We start from the raw sequence: 24,523 nt of genomic DNA, 5'->3' as shown, positions 1-24,523 counted from the left end.
ATCCAGCGGATATATTCCACGACGCATTCCTTCTTATAATATTTACAAAGCCCAGCAAAAACCACGATCACGATCATCACTACCGGCGGGTGAAAACTCAGTACGGGAAGCACCAAGAAATGTATTGGCTAGCAAGGCGAATATAGGGGGGATATACCGTGGAATTGCGCCAGCTTGAATATTTTATTCAAATTTGCAACTCAGGCAGCTTTACCAAAGCTAAAGAAGAATTAGGTGTGACCCAGCCTACCCTAAGTCAGCAAATCCGGGTGTTGGAGGATGAGTATAATATTCAATTGTTCAATCGGGTAAGCAGGGGAGTAGAAGTAACCGAAGCGGGAAAAATTCTCTTGAATAAAGGCAACGCTATTATGAATCTTCTTGAAGAGGCGCGAAATGAAATAGATGGGCGAAACCGAAAATCTCAAGAAACCATTTCTATTGGATGTTGTCCTGCTGAACTTGAATATCTTGCCCCTTACTTTATGAGATTTCACCAAAAGCACCCGAATATTTCATTGAAAATTATCGATACAGAGGATGCCGGGAATAAAGTTTTGGAAGGGAGGGTGGACATTGGAATTACGGCCTATCCGGTTTCAGATGCTTCGGTCATTTCGACTCATTTGTATCGACAAGAAATGGCGCTATTGGTTCATTCCGAACATCCTTTGGCCGATCAATCCTCGATTCCTTTTCGATCCTTGAAGCAAATGAATTCGATTATGTTCCGAGAACAAAACAAATCCTTAATTGATATGTATGGCTTCTCTTGCGGGTTTACCTTGAAGTCGATCATAGAAACGTCCTCCACTTCCGTATTGATTCATTGGGTTCGTCATGGACTTGGAGCAGCACTTATACCCACATCTTTGCTCGAAAGTCTAAGGGACGATTCATTGCGTATTGTTAAACTAGAGGGCCATACTCCTTGTTGGGATATATCTCTTGTCCATCTTCATTCGGTTACGATGAGATCTACAGCAAGTATATTTATTCAAGAAATGGAGTCCTATGTAAGGGGAGTTGAGGTGAGTCTTTCATGTTCAGGCAACTAGAATGTTTCATTCAAATTTGCAGGGAAGGAAGCTTTACTAAGGCTTCGGAAGTTCTAATGATTTCTCAACCTACTCTAAGTCAACAGATCCGCTTTCTAGAGGCTGAGGTGGGAGCCTCTCTATTTGAGAGAGTTGGCAGAGGGATAAAGGTTACAGCCGATGGGGAAATACTTTACGAAAAAGCACTTTCCGTGATGAGGCTTATTGAAGAATCAAAGAAAGAAACGTACGAGTTACGCAATGCTCCTCGGGTCAATAAACTCTCGATAGGGATTCCTCCGATGGACTTTTTTTGTTTCATACCCCATTTTTTGAAATTTCAAGAACAGTTTCCTGACATTACGTTAAAATTTGCCAGTGCAGAGAATACATCGCGACAATTGCTCAATGGTAGTATCGATATTGGGATTACCGACCATTATGATCCGAATAAAGAAGTTCATATGATGCACCTGTACAAAGAAGAACTAGCATTGGTCGTTTATGCGGATCATCCATGGGCAGATCGAACCGTTGTTTCTTTTGGCGAGCTGGAAGCTTTAGAATCTTCCTTATTTGTGGGGGACATGAGTTTAAACGAGCATCTTCCTACAGGGGGCACTACAATAGCCAAATCTTTGCAGCCACAGTTCGAGTCTACTTCCACAGCCATTCTTCTTTCTATGGTACTGCAAAAGTTGGGGGCAGCTATTTTACCTGCTTCTTCCATTGAAATCTTATCTGGTCAGCAATTGAAAATCATTCGTCTTGTAGATCCAACGCCTGTTCGTGAGATCAAGCTTATTTTTAGAAGGCATCATTATAAGGATTCTTCTGTTCAGAAATGTATCGATTTTTTACTAGAACATATTCCTATGTCTTGACTCGATTTCGCTTGCGATATCCAGTGCGCCTCCCCTCCCCAATATCATGTTAACTCTTTCATTTGCTTGCAATAACCTTTATACTGGCACTAAATTGATGCTCCTGAATAGCGTAAGCCCACTTTTTTTGTGGGAAGCATCAGGGCATGAAGTCTATCAGTGCGCAGAAGAAGGGGAGCTATGAGTGGGTAAAAGGGGTAAATCAGCCATGCTGTTACTAGCTCTGATGATGTGTTCGACCGCAGCGGCTTGTTCTGGGAACGAGGGCACATCGAGCGGCGGCACTGCTGAGAGTCGTATGAACTTCAAAGCCAATCTTAAGGAGGCAGATCCTTCTCAAACGAAGGATGAGCCTGCCTGGAAGCAGGACACGACACCGATTACGTTCGACTGGTATATCAATTTCGACTGGTACACCAGCAAGTGGGGAGGAAACGTCGTTTCCGAGTATATTACGAAGAAGACCGGCGTCAGCTTGAACTTTATCGTGCCTGCTGGCGATGCCAGCGAGAAGCTCAACACGATGATGGCGGCAAGGTCGCTCCCTGACTTCATCACGCTAGGCTCGTATGAGGATTCCGTGCAGAAGATGATCAATGGGGATATGGTGCTTCCCTTAAATGAGCTGGCGGACCAGTATGATCCTTATTTCTTTAAAGCCGCAGACCCCGCGAAGCTGAGCTGGTATACACAGGCTGACGGCAATGTGTATGGCTACCCGAATGCATCTTCATCCCCTGCGGACTATCAAAAATATGGTCAGCTTTTTACGTCTAATCAAACCTTTGTTGTTCGCAAAGACATGTATGAAGCACTTGGAAAACCGGATATGAGCACGCCGGAGGGATTTCTCGGCGCGCTGAAAGCTGCGAAGGAGAAGTTTCCGGAAGTGGACGGCCAGCCGCTCATTCCGATCGGCCTGCATGAATTTACGGAAACAGGCAACTATTCCCTGGAAGCCTATCTGCAGAACTTCCTGGCCATTCCACAGCAGAAAGACGGCAAATTGTACGACCGTCGAAGCGATCCAACCTATCTCAAATGGCTGAAGGTATTCCGGCAAGCGAATGAGGACGGGCTGATACCGACAGATGTCTATATTGATGAAAAACGGCTGGAAAAGGATGAAAAAATATCGCAAGGGCGTTATTTTGCCATGCTGTACCAGTGGTCTGATTTCTCGGAGATTAACCAAGCGTTATATCGTAAGGACCCGAATAAGGTGTATATCGCGATTGACGGTCCTGCGAATGATGCACATGATGCGCCGACACTTGCAGGAAATGGCGTCTCCGGCTGGACGGTGACGCTCATCTCGAAGAACGTCAAGGATAAGAAGCGGGCCATTGCCTTCCTCAGCTATTTGCTCAGCGAAGAGGGCAACAAAGATTTGTTCTTAGGAGAGAAGGGTGTTACCTACGATACGATAGACGGCAAAGATCAGTTCCTGCCGGAGGCCATGCATCTGCTCAACACCGACCGCCAAGCATTCGATAGGAAATATGGCGGTTCTTATATGTACTGGATGCTCATGGATACGAACATGAATCTGGCATGGATAACGGGGATGGATGCTGAACCGGCCAAACAAATTGCGGATTGGACAAGGGGCAAGACGATCAGCATGACCGAGTTCGAAAATCTGGATCCCGACCCGACGACGAAGGAAGGTATTGCACAAGGCGAAAACACGCGGCTCTGGGCCGAGACGCTGCCCAAACTGCTGATGGCGGGGTCGGATGCTGAATTTGATCAGCTGTTCGCCGAGTTCATGAAAACCATTACCGGGGATCCCGAGTATGAAGCTATCGAAGCTAGTCGTCAAGCAGCCTATGAACGAAATGTAAAGAAGCTGAATTCTTCGCTCAATCCATAGTTCTATAGAGGAAGCAGCAGGATGTGAGGCAGGGGATGGGACGTGCGGTAATCCGTTGGTTATTGGGGATACGTGCAATTACGTTTAAACTTTCGCTTCAAGCCAAACTGATTCTGTCTTTTGTGGTCGTTATCTTCATACCGGTTGTTCTATTCTCTTGGTATACGCTTAATGAAGATTCCGCGAAGGCCATGAAAGAATTGATGAAGAACAACGAGAATGTGCTTGAGGTCGAGAAGATCAACATTGAGAATAACATAGAGCTGATGGGATGGACAGCACAGCTTGCGTTATCCAACCGGGAAATGAACAAATATTTGCGAGTTGAACAAACTCAGGATGCAGCGCATGTTCTTTATATTAAGAAAGTGGTGGTCAACAGCTTTCAATATTTTCTGTTCAATAATCCACGAATTGCGAATGTCCGGTTATTCACGGATAATCTTTATGTGAATGAAATTTGGCCCGTTATTCTGCAGGAATCACGTATTGGAGACAAGCCTTGGCATGATGAAGTGATGAAGCAGAACGGGATGCCTTGGTGGGCTATACAGGGGAATATTGTCCTCACCGGTTTGCCATCCGAACCGTCGCCGGACGAGCCCTTCATGACGTTCTTGCAGGAATTCAAATATCCGGACAACGCAACACATAACGGGATCCTAGAGATATCGATGAAACTATCGAATTTCTTCTCTCGAACGTTCAGTAGTGTGCAGGATATGAACTCCCAACTGATCGTAGTCGCCAGGAGCGGACAGGTATTCAGCTTGAAGTCTTCCCCTGTGTTCGAACAGCATAGCGCGGAGGAATTGATTAACAGGGTGAAGCTGACGAGTAACACAGATAACGAGACGGTACAGTTCAAGGTGAATGGGCAGTCCTACTTGGCATTTCAGAGCTACATCCCATCGATCGACGTTCATCTGGTCAATATGGTTAGTCTTGCGGACACGATGAAAGGCATTAACCATTCGAGAATTCGTTATATTGTGCTCATTTCGTTACTAGCGGCATTCCTCGTACTGCTGTCTTACTCGATGCAGGCGATAATTCTGCGCAGGCTTAAGGCGCTAAGAGTATCGATGCAGCAGGTGAGAAGCGGTAACTTCAACGTCGAGCTGCCGCCCATTACCGGTACCGATGAGGTAGGAGAGCTGGGCTATCATTACCGCAAACTCATTCTGAAGATTAACGAGCTGATCCAAGAGCAGGCAGCCAGGCAGGCCGCAGGCAAAGAAGCTGAACTTCGCGCGCTGAAGAGCCAGATCGATTCCCACTTTCTCTACAATACGCTGGAGAACGTCAAGATGCTGGCGGAGATTGAAGGGCAGTATCTTATATCGGATATCATGACCTCGCTGGGCGGTATGATGCGGTATTCAATGGAATGGAATCAGGATCACGTGATGCTCAGCGATGAGATTCAGCATGTCCAGGATTATATATCGATCATGAATATCCGTTATGATGGGAGACTTGATCTCCGATTGTCGATTGCACCGGAATGCCTCAAGCAGGAATCACTCAAAATGTCACTGCAGCCCACAGTCGAGAATGCAATCAAGCATGGGATGCGCCGCATGCATTCCAGCGATGGAAATCTGGTCATTACCCTCTCTGCCTTCCGGCGTGATCAAGCTTGTGTCATTGAGATTACGGACAGCGGCTGCGGCATACCGGAAGAGTCACTGAGCTTATTGAATCGAATGCTGCGAATGGAAGAGTCCGCTTACCAGAATGCCCGGCAATTATTCGTTCGCAAAGATAACCAGGACAGCAACGGAATTGGACTGCGTAATGTGGATCAACGAGTAGTGATGAGCTATGGGGTGGAATATGGGATTGGAATCGAGAGTCAGGAAGGAAGCTATACACGCGTAATCATGACTTTGCCTTATCGGGTCATGGGAGGGGGAGCGGACATCTGTGATTAGCTTGCTGATCGTCGACGACGAGAAGATCATTCGGAGAGGCTTGCAATCGGTCATTGAGAGGCAGCTGCCTAATCTATTCAGTTACCGATTCGCCGAGAATGGCCATGAGGCGCTGGAGCTGCTCCGCCAGGAACCTGCGGATATTATGATCACCGATATCCGAATGCCCATTATGGATGGGATCGAACTGATCGAGCAGCTGCAAGACCATCCGCTTAAACCGGAGGTTGTACTGCTGTCGGGCTATAATGACTTTGCATATGCACAGAAAGGGATCCGCTTTGCTGTGAAGGATTATCTCATCAAGCCGGTGAAGCGGGAGGAATTGTTCGCCGTTCTGGAGCGATTAATGCTTGACTATAGGATGAGAGAAGAGCGGGCAGACACAGCGGGCCAAGAGGCCCGTCTGTTTGCTGCCGAGCTGATTACGCTGCATTTGACCCAGGAGGATGTGGGTGATGCGATAACACCGAACCAAGCCGGCTTAAGCTGGTTGGATGCAGGATATACGCTGGGCTTGCTAACGCGACGCGGCGAGGGATCACAGGCTAGCAGAGCGGATGCGGCTTCTTTCAGGAATGGAATCACGGAGCTGTTACAAGGGCATAAGGATTGGATGCTCACGCGTGATGGAAAAGGCGGAACGATTCTGATTGCACGCGATCCGGTACTATTCTACCGGCTGGCGGAACGGTGGAGGTTAAGTGGATCGGAGTCGCAGCTGCGAATTGCGATTAGCGAGTCTGTTCAGGGGATCGAGCAGATCAGGTGGGCATACAGTCAAGCGAAGCAAACCTTGAAATACGGTATTTTGCTTCCAGAACTCGATGTGCTGGAACACACTAGCATAAGTGACCGCAATGAGCGTCATGTCGTTCCTGTCGAGTTAATTGGGCGAGTATTGAATCTAATCGGAATGGGGCGCGGGGATGAAATCAAAGGGCTTCTCGATCAAATCCTCGATGTTCGCATGATTAGCAGCTGTGAGATCGGCTATCTAGAACGTATCAGCCAGCTGCTGAACGAGGAGCTGTTCGACAAGTTGTTCGGCATCTACGGGTATAAGGTACTTGGTCTATTAAGGTTGCACGCCCATGTTGGGCACATCGGGAACTTCGATCGATTTGAAGATTATTACACAGCCGTCGAGCAACTTCTGGGTAGTCTGGATGGGTTCATCCAAGAACGGAGAGAGAAGGCGCCGACGGGACAAAATACGATGCAAAAAGTTATCGCCTACTTGCAGACGCATTATACCGACGATTTGAATATGGCGGTCGTGTCCAACCATTTCTCCCTCAACTACTCGTATTTCAGCCATGCCTTCCAAGAATATAGCGGTGAGAGTTTCTCAAACTATGTTCGCCGGTTAAGACTGGACAAGGCGAAGGAACTGTTGGTGTGCTCCGATTTGAAGGTGTACGAAATCAGTGAGCAGGTTGGATTCGAAAATGTGAAGCATTTTACGAGAATATTCAAAGATACCGAAGGCATCACAGCGTTGGAATTCCGAAACCAGCGAAGGCAGAAGGAGGAGTAAAGAATGCACTGAACTTAGTAGGATCCTGTTCACAACTTCAGTCTAAGGAAATGTAACGGTGCAAACCATCTGCAGTTTTCTATACATTACATAGGAAAAAACTATATAAGGGCTGTTCATTTCCCATTTTGTCCACCGCGGCGGCCGGATTTACTTACACAGCAGTAGACAAAGCGGGAAACAAAACGGCTGATTCTGCAACGGAAAAAAGAACCTTCATCTCTACTTACTGTTGGATTTGAAGGTTCATTTGCTTGCCTCGGCAGCTGCTGAGGGCCGGCCGGGCCGCTCGCTGAGTAATAAGAAGAAGCTGCCTCTGTGGATGAGGCAGCTTCTTTCACCCTGCCATGATGATCATATTGGATACCCTCCTAAGAATTGGTTGAAATGTGATCGTAAACAGGTTATGATATAAATAAGGTAAAGCGCTTAACCTTCTTAACCTTATTTGGGCTTTCCAAGGGATTTTAGCACTATTATGTTAAGCGCTTAATCCAGAAGGGGAGGGGTAATATGGCAGCCATTCGATTAACGATGGCCCAAGCTTTGGTTCGTTTCCTCGATGCACAATGGATATCGGTTGACGGCGAGGAGACCAAGTTCGTTAGCGGCGTGATGGGCATATTCGGCCATGGGAATGTAGCGGGGATAGGGGAAGCGCTGGAGAGAAGCCCGGGCGGGCTGACCCTGATCCAGGGCAAAAACGAGCAGGGGATGGTTCATGCTGCAACCGCTTACGCGAAGCAAAACAACCGGAAGCAAATTTTTGCTTGTACGTCTTCGATCGGACCGGGGGCGCTGAATATGGTGACCGCCGCCGCAACGGCAACGGTGAACCGTATTCCGGTGCTGCTGCTCCCGGGAGACAATTTCGCTTCGCGGCAGCCCGACCCGGTGCTTCAGCAGCTGGAGGTGGCCAGTGATTATACGGTTTCTGCAACGGACTCCTTCAAGGCCGTCAGTAAATATTGGGACCGCATCGTCCGTCCCGAGCAGCTGATGTCCGCGGGGCTGCAGGCGATGCGCGTATTGACCGATCCCGCCGAGACGGGAGCTGTCACGCTGGCACTGCCGCAGGACGTGCAGGGGGAGGCTTACGATTACCCGGAAGAATTCTTCGTGAAACGGGTGCACTATATCGACCGCAGGCCGCCGGCGCGTGAAGCGGTCAGCCGGGCGGCGGCGCTGCTCCAAGCGTCCAAGCGGCCACTCCTTATCGCCGGAGGCGGTGTGCTGTATGCATCGGCGATGCAAGAACTGCGGGACTTCGCCGATGCCTTCGGGATCCCGGTTGCCGAGACGCAGGCTGGCAAAAGCGCGATGCCATGGGATCATCCGCTGAATGTCGGAGCGATCGGCGTCACCGGAACACGAGCCGCGAACCTCTTGGCCAAAGAAGCTGACGTGATCATTGGCGTAGGGACCCGCTATTCCGATTTTACGACATCGTCGAAGTCGGCATTCGCTTCTGGTGCCCAGTTCATTAACATCAATGTCAGCATAATGGATGCGGCCAAATGGGGCGGCGCTGCACTGACGGGGGATGCCAAGGTTGGACTGAAGGCACTTGGCGAAGCACTGAGCGCTCGGCAGGGCGGCTATCACAGCTCCTACAGCCAGGGTGGGATCGCAGACCTGAAGAGACAGTGGGATGCAGAGGTGGATGCGCTGTTTTCACTGGGGAATGAGATGGGGCTGGCCCAGACCCGGGCGCTCGGTATCATTCAGCAGACGCTGGATCCAAGCTCGGTTATCGTATGTGCGGCGGGCAGCCTGCCCGGCGACCTGCACCGGTTGTGGAGAGCGTCGCAGCCGAAGACGTACCATATGGAATACGGATTTTCCTGCATGGGCTACGAAATCAGCGGCGCATTCGGAGCGGCGCTGGCCGAGCCGGGACGGGAAGTGTACGCCGTCGTCGGAGACGGGAGCTACCTGATGCTTCACTCCGAGCTCGTCACGAGCTTACAGGAAGGGGTCAAGATCACGATCCTGTTATTCGACAATCACGGATACCAGTGCATCCACAACCTGCAGCGGGGACACGGCAGCGACGGCTTCGGCAACGAATTCCGATATCGGGAACCGGCGACGGGCCGCTTGACCGGAAGCTACATGCCAATTGATTTTGCCGCACACGCCCGCAGTCTCGGAGCTGCCGCTTATAAGGCAAGTACGGAAGCGGAGCTGACGCAGGCGCTCGAGCAGGCCAAACACGAGAAAATAACCACATTGATTGAAATCCCCGTCGTTCCCGGCACGAACACGTCCGGTTACGAGTCTTGGTGGAATGTCGGCGTGCCGGAAGTATCGGTCAGCGACAAGGTGGTAGGGGCCCACCAAGATATGAAGCAGCGGATCCAGTCTGCTAGATCGCTATAACACTCAAGGGAAACGGAGAGCATGCGATGAACATAGGGACGTTTCAAATCGGAGCCCATCCCATTAACTGGGTCGGGGAAGATGTGAAAGAACATGGAGCAGGCACCACGTACGAGCAAATCATGGATGAAATCCAGCTCCTTGGCCTGCATGGAACGGAGATGGGCCGCAAATACCCGGGCGATATCGAAACGCTGAGAAGAGAGCTCGGCAAGCGGAATCTGCAGCTCGTCTCCCAGTGGAAATCGGTCCTGTTCTCCGATCCCGCTTACCGTGAGGAGGAGCTTGCGGCTTATCGGAAGCATGCCCAGTTCCTGAAGGAGATGGGCAGCACCGTCATCAGCACCTGCGAGGTCGGAGGGTCACTCCACTTCGATCCGCGCCGCACACCGAATGAGAAAGAAGTGCTTCGGCTGGACCGCACGGGATGGGGGCATCTGGCGGAAGGCCTGAACGCTGCAGGCGCGATAGCCAAGGAATACGGCCTGAAGCTGACGTATCATCATCACGGCGGCACAGTGGTAGAGCGTCCGGAAGAGATCGACACGATCATGGAGATGACCGATCCCTCGCTGGTCTACCTGTTGTACGATACAGGTCATGCCTATTACGGCGGATATGATCCTTATACATTACTCTGCAGGCATTATGACCGTATCGCTTACGTGCATCTGAAGGATGTCCGCCAAGCCGTTCTCGAGCAGGCGAAGGAGGAACAGGCTGATTTTATCACCTGCATCCGTAAGGGCGTCTTCACCGTGCCTGGTACCGGGGATCTGGATTTTAAACCCATCCTAGACGAGCTGATCGCACGTGGCTATAGCGGGTGGGCCATGCTGGAGGGCGAACAGGATCCGGCTGCTGCTCCGGCATACGACTTCGCGAGCAAGGCACTTTCTTACCTGACTCATATATCCTCAGGGAAAGCGGGGCAATAGCGATGACCTATATTCAATTTCCGGCGGACCGCAGCGTGGATTTCACGGCGATCGGCAGGCTGTGCATCGATCTCAACGCCAACGAAATCAACCGCCCGATGGAACAGACGCGGACATTCACCAAGTATGTGGGAGGCTCCCCTGCCAACATCACGATCGGCATGTCTCGATTGGGTCTCCACACCGCGTTTATCGGCAAAATCGCAAACGATCCAATGGGGCGGTTTATCCAGGAGTACCTGCAGCAGAACCGGATCGAAACCGGCAATGTCGTGACGGATCGCACAGGCGCCGTGACGGGGCTGGCTTTCACCGAAATCAAGAGCCCGGCAGATTGCAGCATTCTAATGTACCGTGACCATGCCGCCGATCTGCTGCTGACCCCGGGCGAAGTGGACGAGGAGCTGATGGCGCGGACAAAAATGTTCCTTATCTCGGGAACGGCACTGGCGCAAAGCCCTTCCCGAGAGGCCGTCTTTCAGGCGCTGAACTATGCCAAAAAGCATGGTGCCGTTATCGTGTTCGATCTCGATTATCGCCCCTATACATGGCAATCCCCCGAAGAAACCGCCGTGTATTACAACCTCGCTGCGGAAAAATGCGATGTGATCTTAGGCACGCGCGAAGAGTTCGATATGATGGAGCGCTTTGATCACAATCCGGATGGCAGCGACCGGGTGACGGCAGCCAAATGGTTCGACTATTCCGCTAAGATCGTCATCATCAAACACGGCAAGGAAGGCTCCATTGCCTATACCAAGGACGGCGCAAGCCATCGCGCCAAGTCGTATCCGGCGAAGGTGATCAAGACCTTCGGGGCGGGAGATTCTTACGCGGCCGGCTTCCTGTACGGCCTGACGCAGGGCTGGACACTGGAGAAGAGCATGGAATTCGGCAGCGCTGCAGCCTGCATTGTCATCTCCAGCCACAGCTGCTCCGACGCGATGCCGAACGTGGAGCAAGTGCATGATTACATCGCCCGCTGCGAACGCGGCGAAATCATGGTTTAACTAGAGAGGGGACTATCCAAATGACGCAAACGCTGAAAAATTGGATCGGGGGGCAGTGGGTCGAATCCCGGTCAAATCAGAGCGATCCCGTATACAATCCGGCTACGGAAGAGGTGCTCGCCTATGTGCCTCTGTCTACTAAGGATGACGTGGACCAAGCCGTCCAAACCGCGCAAGAAGCGTTCAAGGGCTGGAGCCGGACGCCGGTGCCGCGCCGGGCACGGGTCCTGTTCAAATTCCAGCAGCTTCTGGTCGAGCACTGGGAAGAGCTCGCGAAGCTGGTTACGCTGGAGAATGGGAAGAGCTACAACGAAGCTTATGGCGAAGTGCAGCGGGGGATCGAATGCGTCGAATTCGCGGCTGGGGCACCGAACCTGATGATGGGCAAACAATTACCCGATATCGCCACGAACCTCGAATCGGGAATGTACCGGTACCCCGTAGGCGTCGTGGGCGGCATTACGCCGTTCAACTTTCCGATGATGGTCCCTTGCTGGATGTTCCCGCTGGCGATCGCCTGCGGCAACACGTTCATTCTGAAGCCATCGGAGCGGACGCCTTTGCTCGCGAACCGTCTCGCGGAGCTGTTCCACGAAGCCGGGCTCCCTGCGGGCGTCTTCAATATCGTTCACGGCGCCCACGATGTCGTGAACGGCATTCTTGAACATCAGTCGATCGCCGCCGTTTCCTTTGTAGGGTCGCAGCCTGTGGCAGAGTACGTATACACCACGGCCTCCGCCCATGGCAAGCGCGTTCAGGCGCTGGCCGGCGCCAAGAACCACTCGATCGTCATGCCGGATGCCGACCTGAATTTGACCGTGAAGGAAATTATCAATGCGGCGTTCGGTTCTGCCGGAGAGCGGTGCATGGCCTGCTCCGTCGTCGCCGCGGTAGGGGAGATCGGCGATGAGCTTGTCGACAAACTGGTGGAAGCGGCCAACAGCATTACGATGGGCAGCGGTCTGGAGGAAGGGGTATTCCTTGGACCGGTCATCCGCGGCCCGCATAAGGAGAGAACGCTGAAGTACATCGACACCGGAGAGAAGGAAGGGGCGCTGCTGCTGCGCGACGGTCGGAAGGATGAGGCGGCGGGCGGCAGCGGGTACTTTGTAGGGCCTACGATCTTTGACCGGGTGGAGTGCGGAATGAAGATTTGGGAAGACGAAATTTTTGCTCCGGTCCTCTCGATTGTCCGTGTCGGGACGCTGGAGGAAGCCATCGAGCTCTCCAATCGTTCCGAGTTTGCCAATGGCGCCTGCATCTTCACCCGCAGCGGGGCAGCCATGCGTCAATTCCGCGACACGATCGACGCGGGTATGCTGGGCGTGAATCTCGGTGTGCCGGCGCCTATGGCATTCTTTCCGTTCTCCGGCTGGAAAAAATCGTTCTACGGCGACCTGCACGCCAATGGTACGGACGGCGTAGAGTTCTACACCCGCAAAAAAATGGTCACCGCCCGCTGGTAAGCAGCGCCGTAAAGAAAATCGGGGGTACACAATCTATGGCACTAGTATCGATGTCGGAGATGCTGAAGCAGGCACTCGCAGGCCGCTATGCGGTCGGCCAGTTCAACTTGAACAATCTCGAATTCACGCAGGCCATTCTCCAGGCGGCGGAGGTGGAGCAGGCCCCTGTGATCTTGGGGGTCAGTGAAGCCTATATTCCTTACATGGGAGGGCTCACAACCATCGCGGGCATGGTCCAATCGCTGATCGGCCATGACGGCATTACCGTTCCGGTGGCGCTTCATCTGGACCACGGATCGACCTATGAAGTATGTATCCGCGCACTGCACGCCGGGTTCACGTCGGTCATGATCGACGCCTCCCACCACAGCCTGGAGCGGAATATCGAGCTGACGAAGAGAGTGACGGAAGCGGCGCATGCGCTCGGTGCATCGGTGGAGGCGGAACTGGGCCGGATTACGGGGCGTGAAGACGACCTGATCGTAGAGGAGGCGGAGGGCTTGTATGCCGTCCCGGAGGACTGCGCCAGGCTGGTGCGGGAGACGGGCATCGATTGTCTGGCACCCGCGCTCGGCTCCGTACACGGACCGTATCGAGGGCAGCCGAAGCTTGGCTTCCGCCGCATGGGGGAAATTCAGCGTCTGACCGGATCGCCCCTTGTCCTGCACGGCGGCAGCGGCTTACCGGACGATGAGATCCTTCAGGCGATCGCCCGGGGCACCGCCAAGATCAATGTCAATACCGACAACCAGATGGCATTCACGCAGGCGATCCGCAGCTACTTGCAGGAGCATCCCGGGGCATATGATCCAAGGAATTATTTGATTCCGGCCCGGGAAGCGATCCAAGCCGCCGTTCAAACGAAGATGAGACTTTTTGGTGCTTCCGGAAAAGTATAGTGGGGGTGTTCATGTGAAAACAATCAAAGTAGGCATCATCGGTGCAGGGCGTATAGGCAAGATCCATACGGATAATCTGCTCCGCCATACGCATGCGGAAGTCGTCGCCGTCAGCGACCTATTCATGGGGCCCGAGCTGCAGGCTTGGGCGGCGGAGCGGGGGATCGGTCTATTGACGAAGGACAGCTCTGACATTATCCATCACCCGGATATCGATGCGGTATTCATTTGCTCCTCGACCGATACTCACGTTCCACTGATCAAACAGGCGGCGGCAGCGGGCAAGCACATGTTTTGCGAGAAGCCCCTCAGCATGGATATCGAACAGACGGAGGAGGCGCTCGAAGCTGTCAGAGCCGCAGGCGTGAAGCTTCAAGTTGGCTTCAACCGCCGGTTCGACCATAACTTCAAACGTGTCAAGGAACATATTGAGAGCGGCAGCATTGGCGACCCGCAGATCGTGAAGATCACCTCGCGCGATCCCAGTCCGCCGCCGAAGGAATATATCCAAGTATCCGGCGGTCTGTTCATGGACATGGCCATCCACGATTTCGACATGGCCCGGTTCTTATCCGGCAGCGAGGTCACGGAAGTGTATGCGCAGGGGGGCGTTCTCGTCGATCCGGTATTCGCGGAGTACGGCGACGTCGATACGGCCATCATTACGTTAAAGTTCGCCAGCGGCGCCCTTGGTGTCATCGACAACAGCCGCAAGTCGGTGTACGGCTACGATCAACGGGTCGAAGTGTTCGGCTCGAAAGGAAGTGTGTCGATCGCCAACGACCATCCGAGTACGGCTGTCCTCAGCACAGCCGAAGGTGTCGTGGCCGACAGACCGCTGCATTTCTTCCTTGAGAGATACAACCAGGCTTATGTGGAAGAGGTGCAGCGATTCATTGACGGCCTGATTGACGGTACACCGCCTGCGGTCGATGGCTTGGATGGACTGCAGGCCGAACGAATCGCGCTGGCGGCCAAGTGGAGCAGCCAATGGAACCGCCCTGTTAAACTTAGCGAGCTGGGTTCGCTCCGCCGGGAGCTGTCGAACAACAATGGCGAGGTGCTGCCATTATGACCAAGAATACACTCGTAGTGAAGGCCGAACGCAACCCCGGGCCTGAGGGAACAATCCTGTCCATTACGCCGGCATCCGCAGGCTGGACTTATGTCGGCTTCGAAGTTGTCCGGTTGACCGAAGGGCAATCCATTCGCCGGGATACCGGCGATCAGGAGGTATGCGTCGTCCTGCTAAGCGGCATCGCGGATATCTCGGCAGGCGCGATGCAATGGAGCGCCGTTGGACAGCGAATGAGCGTATTTGAAAGAATCCCCCCTTATTCCGTCTACGTTCCGAACGGGGAGCCGTTTACTGTAGAGGCACGGAGTTCCTTGGAGATTGCGATCTGCTCGGCGCCCGGCCGGGGCAGCTATGCCGCCCGTCTTATCGAGCCCGCACAAGTGGGCGTCGAAATTCGCGGCACAGGCCATACCGAACGGCGTATCCACAACATCCTGCCGGAGCAGGAGCCGGCAGACAGCTTGCTCGTTGTGGAAGTGTTCACTCCGAACGGCCATTGGTCCAGTTATCCGCCGCATAAGCATGACCGGGATAGGCTGCCCGAAGAGTCGTTCCTGGAAGAGACCTACTATTACAGAGTAGAACCGGAGCAGGGCTTTGCTGTACAAAGGGTGTACACAGACGACCGTACGCTTGACGAAACCTTGATCGTCAAGAGCGGCGAAGCGGTACTCGTGCCCCGCGGGTATCATCCTGTAGCGGCCCCGCCCGGCTATGACGTCTATTATTTGAATGTGATGGCCGGGCCTCATCGGACCTGGAAATTCCACAACGATCCCGATCATCAATGGATCATGAAGGCGAACATCTAAGGAAAGCCGGCACGTTCCGCAGCAACGTTGCAACCGCCTAATGAAAAGTTCATAATATGGATATGGGGGATGAGCAGCTCGTCTCCCAGCATTTTATTTTCAGAGGGACGGGTATGAAAGCAACCATATATGATGTGGCCAAGGAAGCCGGCGTATCGATCGCCACCGTCTCCAATGCCATTAACGGAAAAGGGAAAGTCAGCAAAAAAAGACGCGAGCACATTTTCAAAATCATGGAAGAGCTCGATTACCAGCCAAGTCTAATCGCTTCTGCCCTCATGGGGAAGAAAACCTATTCGGTTGGTCTTCTGATTCCAGATATATCGAACCCGTTCTTTGCCGAAATCGCCCGCGCGATCGAGGATCAGGCCCATACGGACGACTACTCCGTCATTATGTGCAGTACGGATAACCAGGATGAGCGGGTGGAGCGGTATATTGCCCTCCTGGAGCAAAAAAGGGTGGACGGGATCGTGATCGGAACCGGTGTTGACAATACGGATATTCTGGCACGGCTCCAAACGAAGAACATGCCGATCGTCCTGATTGCGCGCGAAACCAGTGCCTTGGTGGTGGATACCGTCTTAGTCGACGACTTTATCGGGGGTATGATGGCGGCGCGTCATCTGACGGAGCTCGGACACCGAAGGCTCGCTATCCTTTCGGAGAATCTGAGAGTCAGCAGCAGCCGCGAACGCATTCGGGGCTTTAAACAAGGTCTTCTGGAAATGCAGATTCCGTTCGACGATCACAACGTTGTCATTTGCGAACATAGGGTAGAGGAAGGGCGCCGCGGGGCAGCTGAACTGCTGGGCAGACCTGATCCACCGACGGCTATATTCTGCTGCAACGATCTGCTCGCGATCGGCGCTATGCAGGGGGCCAAGCAGCTTGGGGTTAAGGTGCCCGATCAACTGTCGATCGTCGGCTTTGATGATACGATATTGGCCCAGGTGACGGATCCGCCGCTGACAACGGTAGCGCAGCCGATTGCCACGATGGGGAAGCAGGCATTCAAGTTATTGATCGACAACGTGCAGCATGCGGAATCAACCAAGCGGCGCATCGTTCTCCGGCCGGAGCTGCGCCTACGTCAGTCCACGGCCGGGCCGGTTGATGACGGACACGAAGAGGTATAGAAGGACCCTATTCATGATAAGAGTCTCATCCCAAGGAGCCATGGTTTGCGGCTTCTTTTTTTTGTTCGTTTCACAATGGCCAAGCCTGCTTCTAACTACTCCTTATTGGCAAAATAGGATGAGACAAGAGCCCCATGACCGTAAGGGATATTGGGGTTCTTGTTTTTTTGTCTGGAGAAGCTAGGCATGATGGTACGGGATTTGATATCATTAGGTGAAATCGGTACCACATTGTGAAGAAGCTAGGGGCATGAGAAAATGAAGCAAATGACGATCTACGATATCGCGAGCGAAGCCGGAGTGTCCGTTGCGACGGTATCGCGGGTATTGAATAATACGGCGCCGGTTAAGGAAAGCACCCGGTTCAAGATTATGGAGCTCATTGATAAATACCAGTTTCAGCCGAATGCGCTCGCCCGCAGCTTAACGAAGAAGGAGACGGGAACGGTCGGAGTCATCGTTCCGGACATTACGAATCCGTTCTTTCCGGAGGTATTCAGCGGGATCGAGCGGGAGGCGCGGGATATGGGATACACCTTCTTTCTGTGCGACACGCTTGGAGATTACGAGAGGGAATCGCAATACCTGCACATCTTGAGAGAGAAACAGGTCGACGGGATTATATTCCTCGGGGGACGGATTAATCTTACCAAATGCAGCCCGGCTCTTGTCCATGAGGTGGTAGAGACGGCAGCGAGAATCCCCTTGGTGCTCGTGAACGGCAGCTTGCCAGGCACTTCGCTTCACCGCGTGGTCACCGACGAGAGCAAGGGAGCCGAGATGGCTACTCAATATTTAGTTGATATCGGACATACGGATATTGCCTTCATCGCCGGCAATGATAACATGACGACCACCGCCCAGAAAGTCAGGGCCTATAAGCGGGTTATGGCGCGCAACGGGCTGGAAGTGCCGAAGGACCGCGTATTGTTCGGGGATTTCTCGATGGCTTCCGGAGAAAGGTCCATGGAAATCATTCTGAACCAGACAAACCGCCCTTCAGCTGTACTGTGCGTGAACGATTATACCGCCGTAGGGGCGGTGAAAGCGGCCATGAAATCCGGCATAGCGATTCCTGCAGAGATGTCAATCGTAGGCTTCGACGACATTCCGTTAGCTTCGGCGATCTACCCGGAGCTCACCACCGTGAAGCAGCAAATGGAAACGTTAGGCGGGACTTCGGTCCATGTACTTCATAAGCTGATCATGAAGGAAAGAGTAAAGAAAGTGACCGTAATCGAGCCGGAACTTGTCGTACGCCAAAGTACAAAAAGGCGGTAGGGGCGTGAGGTAAGCCCACTCAAAAAAGGATTGACAGGGCAATATTGGAAGAATAGAATAAAGTCAGTGAAACCCCTTACATCCTAGGGAAAAGACACGGTGATGAGCGCCGTATTTTTTTCCGCTATTATGAAACCCGTTTCATGTAATGGGTTTCATAAATGATTTCATTAAGGGCTTCGGAATCGTAATCGGAGGGGGAGAGAATCCGGTATACCCACCATCAAGGCAGCTAATCCGTTATTGCTTAGAAGCTATTTGAAACCGGTGAGCGGCATGCCGGGCCAGGCGGCGGATGCTGCAGGGCTTCTAGAGCAGGCCAAGTTCATTGAAGAGAGGAATGTCTTATGAAAACCAAGCTTAGGAAGAAATTCACAGCTGCACTGCTGACGTGCACATGCCTGATCAATACATACGGGTTCTCGTATGCCAGTTCGGCTGCGCCGGACAGCACGGTGTCCATAGACGCATCGGCTTCCTATCAGCGGATCGACAACTTTGGCGCATCCGACGCATGGTCGATGGAGCCGCTTGGAAAGCACTGGACGGAAGACAATAAAAACCGCGTAGCCGATCTGCTCTTCTCCAGGGACAAAGGCATAGGCCTGTCTGCGTGGCGGTTCAATATCGGCGCGGGTTCCACCGAAACGGACCAAGAGATCATCTCGAACCCATGGCGCCGAGCGGAAGCGTTCAAATCGTCGGAGGACGGCAAGTACGACTGGAGCAAGCAGGCGGGACAGCAGTGGTTCCTGAAGGCGGCCAAAGACCGGGGCGTCGATACGCTGATCGCGTTCGTCAACAGCCCGCCGGTCTGGATGACGAAGAACGGCCATGCCCAACCGGATTCGACCGTAGGCTCTACCAATTTGAAGGAAGGCTACGAAGACGAATTCGCCGCTTATCTGATCGATGTGTTGAAACATTTTAAACAGAAAGGTCTTGAATTCCAGTACATCAGCCCGATTAACGAGCCGACTTGGGATTGGAATAAGGCCGGGCAGGAGGGGAACCGCTATAATAACGAAGATCTGAAGCGCGTGATTCTCGAGCTGCACCGGCAGTTGAAGAAGAAAGGCCTGAAGTCCACAATCAGCGCTCCGGACGGCGTAGAGATTACCGCACTCTTGGATGATGAATTCTATAAGATGTTCTCGAATAAAGAGCAATATACCGGCGGTGCCAATAGTTTAGGGACAGGGAAATACAGGGAATATATCAAGGACTTGCTTGGGGACCCGAAGATGAAGGAAGCGGTAGGGAACAAAATCGCCTCTCATTCCTACTGGTCCGATTATAGCAGCCCGGGCGACGACCGCCTTGGCAAGCTGAGGGAACTGCTCGATGCCAACATGAAGAAATACGAGCCTGCCGCTGTCTACTGGATGTCGGAGTATTGCATTCTGGGCTCCTACGGACCCGGCCGCGACCTGGGGATCGATCCGGCCCTGCATGTGGCCCGTACGATTCATTATGATCTGACGAAGGCGAATGCGTCGGCATGGCAGTGGTGGACGGCGGTTTCCAAGGAAGATTATAAGGATGGTCTGATTTATACCGATTTTAATCAGGCGGGAGACGAGCAGAATATACTCACTTCCAAAATCTTGTGGGCCCTTGGCAATTACAGCAAATTTATTCGTCCCGGCGCCAAACGTATCGCGCTTACGGGGCTTGATGAACAAGCGCGAAGCGGGCTGCTGGGCTCCGCATACCTTCATGAGGGCGAGAAGACGGTAACGGCCGTGTTCGTCAATGACAGCCAAGAGGAGAAACGGGTGAAGATCGATGTAAAGGGGCTCGGGAAGAAGGAATCCGTGTTCGTCCTGAAATCGTATGTTACCTCGGCTGACCGCGATCTCATGCGGGGAGCAGATATTCCGGTTCAGGGCGGCGGTACGTTCGAAGCCGTCATTCCCGCACGTTCCGTGGTGACTCTGAACGGGGATGTGATGAAGGAGAATAAGAAGCCTGAAGCGCCGAAGATCTTGGATGTCAAGCCGCTCAATAAAGGGTTGAAAGTGGAATTCAGCGCTCCCAAAGGGGCCTACGAATATGAAGTAACCTACGGGGTGCGAGGCGAGACCCGCAAGCAGAAGTTTACGCTGGTGTCCGGAGAGGAAGTCGTGATCGGAGGCTTGGAGAACGGGAAGAAGTACGATCTTACCCTTCGTGCAGGCAACCGCAACGGGTTCAGTCCTCCTTCCAAGCGGGTTCAAGGCACACCGGCATTACTGGCTCCGAGCGGTGTGTCGGCGGCCGGCAAGGACGGCGGATTCCACGTCTACTACGAAGCCGGCGGCGGCGTTCCCGCCTATCGCGTTCGTTATGGGACGCAATCCGGCGTCTATACGAAGGAGCTCCTGAGTGGTACGCCGAACGGATCGATTCAAGTCGAGGGACTTTCGAACGGTACAACTTATTATGGCGTCGTGGAAGCTGTGGATGGGGCGGCAAGCAGTCCTTCTTCGAAAGAATTCACAGTGCTCCCCGATGCGCCTGCGCCCGGCAAAATCATAGCTGTACCAGGCAATGGATCGGCCCATGTGGAATTCGGTCAGATCGAAGGGGCCTCCGGCTATGCGGTTCAGGTGCTCGCCGGTTCCGAGCCGATTGCTAGGATGGAGACCGATAAGACGTCATTCGATATAAAGGATCTGACCAACGGAAGCCCCGTTACCGTTCGTGTCGCTGCGATCGGCAAAGGAGGCCAAGGTACCGGGTATACGGAGACGGCCGTGACTCCGGAAGAGGAGTCGGTGCGGGTGGCAGACTCTTTTGAAGATGGCAATATGAGCCGTTACCGGCAGGATCTCAGTTCGTGGAAGATGGAAGACGGGTTGCTGAAGCATGTATCCGGGAGTGACAGCCAAGGCGAAGTAAGCATGGCCGGGATGGAGATCATTGACGGCACGATGACCGCCATTGCCAAGCATGCAACGAGTGGCGCGGACTGGGGGATTGCGTTCCGCGGAACGAGTCACTCGAAAGGATACATATTCGGGTTCGAGAACGGCGTGCTCACCCTGAAAAAGGATGGTCAAAACTTGGCTCCGGCCGTTCCGTTCACAGCGAAACCGGGCGAGCTGTACAAATTGGAGGTTCACCTGGAAGGGAAACAAATTCGCGCCTTCATCGACGGGAAGCCGGTATTCGGTGTGGAGGATACCTCCTATACCAGCGGGCGCGCGGGTCTTCACAGCTGGGGGGATGCACAGTTCGCTTATGTCCAAGTGACTGGCGAGGGAGGCCAAGTTCCTTCCAAGCCGGTGATTTACCAGGTGAAGGCAGGCGACAGGCAGGTGTCATTGCAGTTCAGTCAAGTCGACGGTGCGGATGCATACGTAGTGCGGTATAAGCCTGCCACGGTCAGCGATGATACGTATGCTGAAGTCCCTGCTGATCCAGGGTCAGCCATCGTAACCGGTCTAACTAACGGCACGGCGTACTCCTTCACCGTCGTTGCGAAGCGGGGAGTGGAAGCGATCCTGTCCGAGCCGGTGGAAGCGACGCCGAGCCGTGCCGGCAGTCAAGCGCTGTACTACGTCGATGCGGGTGACGATACGCCAGGCAAGCCAGAGGAAGGCGAGACGCTCGGGACGTACCAATCCTTGGAAGAACAGCCGTACGGCAAGGATCCGGTGACGGGGAGCCTATGGGGCTACGAAGCCGATGAAGGACTGACCTGGGCCCGTACCGGGTCGACCGATCCCTACGATTCTATCCGCCAATACGACGGGAACACTAACGGCAAGGGATTGGCCTACCGCTTCGAGGTTCCGAACGGTACGTATAAGGTAACGGCCGGATTCTTTGATCCATGGCATGCGGCGGATCGGGCGATGAGTATCGTCATTAACGGAGAGACGAAGCTCGACCATTATCTCATCGGTTCCAATAAGGAAGAGAAAACGTTCGGCGGCATCACGGTGACAGGCGGGGAGCTGATCGTAAAAGCGGTCAAGGGGGGCGGGTCCAAGCCCATGCTAAGCTGGCTCAAAGTGGAGACCGACATTCCTCCCGTAACCGAACCGTCTGGCGCAGAACGGATTCTACATTATGACATGTCGCAAATCGAGGGTGCCAAGGTGAAGGATCAAACCGGAACCTTCGACGGTACCTGGGTGAACCCGGCGTCGGCCGAGTGGATCCGCAGCCAAGAAGCGGGCGTACTAAGCTTCGCCGGAGGCAAGGCCAATTCGTATATCGAGCTGCCTGGCGGCATTCTGAACGGATTACAGGATATGACCGTATCAACGCTCGTCAACTGGAGCGGGGGAGGCGGAGCGGAATGGTTATACGCCCTCGGAAGAGCGGATAGCTCGACGCATTATACCTACTTCACGCCCAAGTATAATGCCGATAGTTCCTCGCGGCTCGGTATCGCTACCGACGGCTGGAAGAACGAGGTGTCCGCCAAATCCGCGACACTGCCTTCCGGGGAATGGAAGCTGGTCACTGCCGTTCTGTCCGGCAAGGACAGTTCGTTAAGCCTGTATATCGATGGCGTTCCGGCATCCAAAGCCGGCTTGAACGGTCTCACCTTAGAGCAGATTAGACAGGAGCTGGGCGCAAGCGGATTTATCGGAAAGTCATTTTACCCCGCGGATCCTTATTTTGGAGGGATGATTGCGGACTTTCAACTATATAACGGGGCTCTGACAGAGGCCGAGATCAAGGGGCTGAAGGCGGAAGCGGATGCGAAGGTTGCCCGGATGAAGGGGATGTTCGTCGGTACGGCAGCGGGCAAGCTGGCTTACTCCGATATCCTGGGGGCCAATGCAAGCGAAAATGAAGTGGTGAAGAATCTGACTTTGCCGGCGAACGGGTCTTACGGGACGTCCATTACCTGGAAATCGTCCCTCCCGGCTGTCATTACCGATGCAGGCGTAGTCCAAAGACCGGCATTTGAAGCCGGAGACCAAACGGTAACCTTGACGGCAGCCTTCTCCGATGGCACGAAATCTGCCACAAGAGAGTTTACCGTGACCGTTCTCAGATTGCCAAGCGATGAACAAGCGGTTCAATTGGACAAGGAAGCTTTGGTGGTTCACCATGTGGACGATGTGCGCGGCAACTTAACCTTGCCTGCAGCAGGAGCGAACGGGACAACCATTACCTGGAAATCCGAAGCCCCTGGAATCATCACAACAACCGGGGAAGTGACGCGTCCGGGGCAGGGAAGCGGGGATGCAGCGGTGAAGCTTACAGCCACGGTCTCCCGCAATGGAGCGTCCGAGGCCAAGGAATTCCAAGCCATCGTCAAGGAACGGCCGGCTCAAGAAAAGTATGCCGGGTATCTCTTCTCTTACTTTACCGGGGAAGGAACGGCAGACGGTGAGCAGATCTATCTTGCTCTGAGCGAAGGGAACGACCCGCTGCACTGGCAGGAGACGAACAAAGGGAAGCCTGTGCTTACATCGGGATTAGGCGAGAAGGGGGTCAGGGATCCCTTCATCATCCGCTCACCCGAGGGCGATAAGTTCTATATGATCGCAACCGATTTGAAAATCAACGGGAACTCGAATTGGGACCGGGCGCAAAGACAAGGAAGCCGGTCCATCATGGTCTGGGAATCCAATGACCTGGTGGACTGGTCGGAGCAAAGAATGGTAGAGGTTGCGCCGGAAGAGGCCGGGAATACTTGGGCCCCTGAAGTGTTCTATGATGACAAGTCAGGCGAGTATATCGTCTTCTGGGCATCCAAAATCTACGCAGATCAAAGTCATACCGGAAACACGTATCAAAAAATGATGTACAGCAAAACACGGGATTTCTATACATTTACCAAGCCTCAAGTGTATATGGACTTCGGTCATTCCGTCATCGATACGACGATGATTGCCAATGAAGGCAAAGTGTACCGGTTCACGAAGGACGAAAGAGACAACACGTCCTCCTCTCCTTACGGAAAAATGGTGTTCCAGGAAGCTGCGGCTTCCGTATTCGATCCCGGATTTACAATGATCAAAGAAGGGGTCGGCGGCAGTAAAGGGGTCGAAGGTCCGACAGTCTTCAAATCCAACACGGAAGAGAAATGGTATCTGTTCGTGGATGAGTTCGGCGGCAGAGGGTATATCCCGTATGAAACGACAGACCTGGATTTGGGCGCATGGACCTTGTCTTCCGATTACAAATTGCCCGCCAGCCCGCGTCATGGTACGGTGCTGCCTATTACTCAGACGGAGTATGATGCGATTCGTGCCAAGTACAACTAATACTTACCCGTGGGTAAGGACTGAGA

15 protein-coding genes are annotated in these 24,523 nt (G+C 53.3%); all 15 read left to right on the top strand.

The window, feature by feature from the left end; genetic code table 11:
* Positions 1 to 158: 158 nt before the first annotated feature.
* The 15 genes from O9H32_RS00520 (at position 159) to O9H32_RS00450 (ending at position 24,497) form a co-directional block, all read left to right on the top strand.
* Positions 159 to 1,058 carry a LysR family transcriptional regulator gene (locus tag O9H32_RS00520; protein ID WP_269863757.1) on the top strand — a complete coding sequence of 300 codons (900 nt, stop codon included), beginning with the start codon at positions 159 to 161 and terminating at the stop codon, positions 1,056 to 1,058.
* Positions 1,043 to 1,921, top strand: coding sequence for a LysR family transcriptional regulator (locus O9H32_RS00515; RefSeq protein ID WP_269863756.1), 879 nt, complete (start codon positions 1,043 to 1,045; stop codon positions 1,919 to 1,921). Before O9H32_RS00520 ends, O9H32_RS00515 begins: the two co-directional genes overlap by 16 nt.
* A gap of 226 nt (positions 1,922 to 2,147) precedes the next feature.
* On the top strand, positions 2,148 to 3,797 hold the full coding sequence (locus O9H32_RS00510; protein ID WP_269864298.1) for a type 2 periplasmic-binding domain-containing protein: 1,650 nt from the start codon (positions 2,148 to 2,150) through the stop codon (positions 3,795 to 3,797).
* A 35-nt stretch (positions 3,798 to 3,832) separates the two neighbouring features.
* A complete protein-coding gene (locus O9H32_RS00505; protein WP_269863755.1) occupies positions 3,833 to 5,734 on the top strand; it encodes a sensor histidine kinase in 1,902 nt (633 codons plus the stop codon).
* Positions 5,727 to 7,274: a response regulator gene (locus tag O9H32_RS00500; RefSeq protein WP_269863754.1), complete on the top strand. Its 1,548-nt coding sequence runs from the start codon at positions 5,727 to 5,729 to the stop codon at positions 7,272 to 7,274. Before O9H32_RS00505 ends, O9H32_RS00500 begins: the two co-directional genes overlap by 8 nt.
* Positions 7,275 to 7,787: 513 nt before the next feature.
* Complete coding sequence (gene iolD, locus O9H32_RS00495; RefSeq protein WP_269863753.1) at positions 7,788 to 9,656, top strand: 3D-(3,5/4)-trihydroxycyclohexane-1,2-dione acylhydrolase (decyclizing); 1,869 nt, start codon at positions 7,788 to 7,790, stop codon at positions 9,654 to 9,656.
* Positions 9,657 to 9,682: 26 nt separating this feature from the next.
* Positions 9,683 to 10,594 carry a myo-inosose-2 dehydratase gene (iolE, locus tag O9H32_RS00490; protein ID WP_269863752.1) on the top strand — a complete coding sequence of 304 codons (912 nt, stop codon included), beginning with the start codon at positions 9,683 to 9,685 and terminating at the stop codon, positions 10,592 to 10,594.
* A 2-nt stretch (positions 10,595 to 10,596) separates the two neighbouring features.
* Positions 10,597 to 11,604: a 5-dehydro-2-deoxygluconokinase gene (gene iolC, locus O9H32_RS00485; RefSeq protein WP_269863751.1), complete on the top strand. Its 1,008-nt coding sequence runs from the start codon at positions 10,597 to 10,599 to the stop codon at positions 11,602 to 11,604.
* A 20-nt stretch (positions 11,605 to 11,624) separates the two neighbouring features.
* Complete coding sequence (locus tag O9H32_RS00480; protein WP_269863750.1) at positions 11,625 to 13,070, top strand: CoA-acylating methylmalonate-semialdehyde dehydrogenase; 1,446 nt, start codon at positions 11,625 to 11,627, stop codon at positions 13,068 to 13,070.
* Positions 13,071 to 13,105: 35 nt separating this feature from the next.
* The gene (fba, locus tag O9H32_RS00475) at positions 13,106 to 13,969 is read left to right on the top strand and encodes a class II fructose-1,6-bisphosphate aldolase (protein WP_269863749.1); all 864 of its coding nucleotides are present in this window, start codon (positions 13,106 to 13,108) and stop codon (positions 13,967 to 13,969) included.
* Positions 13,970 to 13,982: 13 nt separating this feature from the next.
* On the top strand, positions 13,983 to 15,044 hold the full coding sequence (gene iolG / locus O9H32_RS00470) for an inositol 2-dehydrogenase (RefSeq protein WP_269863748.1): 1,062 nt from the start codon (positions 13,983 to 13,985) through the stop codon (positions 15,042 to 15,044).
* The gene (gene iolB / locus O9H32_RS00465; protein WP_269863747.1) at positions 15,041 to 15,859 is read left to right on the top strand and encodes a 5-deoxy-glucuronate isomerase; all 819 of its coding nucleotides are present in this window, start codon (positions 15,041 to 15,043) and stop codon (positions 15,857 to 15,859) included. The genes iolG and iolB overlap by 4 nt, the downstream gene beginning before the upstream one ends.
* A gap of 113 nt (positions 15,860 to 15,972) precedes the next feature.
* Positions 15,973 to 16,998, top strand: a complete 1,026-nt coding sequence (locus tag O9H32_RS00460) for a LacI family DNA-binding transcriptional regulator (RefSeq protein ID WP_269863746.1) — start codon at positions 15,973 to 15,975, stop codon at positions 16,996 to 16,998.
* A 258-nt stretch (positions 16,999 to 17,256) separates the two neighbouring features.
* Positions 17,257 to 18,279, top strand: coding sequence for a LacI family DNA-binding transcriptional regulator (locus O9H32_RS00455; protein ID WP_269863745.1), 1,023 nt, complete (start codon positions 17,257 to 17,259; stop codon positions 18,277 to 18,279).
* Between the two features lie 347 nt (positions 18,280 to 18,626).
* Positions 18,627 to 24,497: a glycoside hydrolase gene (locus O9H32_RS00450; RefSeq protein ID WP_269863744.1), complete on the top strand. Its 5,871-nt coding sequence runs from the start codon at positions 18,627 to 18,629 to the stop codon at positions 24,495 to 24,497.
* The last annotated feature ends 26 nt before the right edge of the window (positions 24,498 to 24,523 follow it).

The organism is Paenibacillus caseinilyticus (assembly GCF_027533645.1).
Lineage (GTDB): Bacteria > Bacillota > Bacilli > Paenibacillales > NBRC-103111 > Paenibacillus_G > Paenibacillus_G caseinilyticus.
The sequence above is the reverse complement of the archived record's forward strand: the minus strand, read 5'-3'. Positions and strand labels throughout refer to the sequence as shown.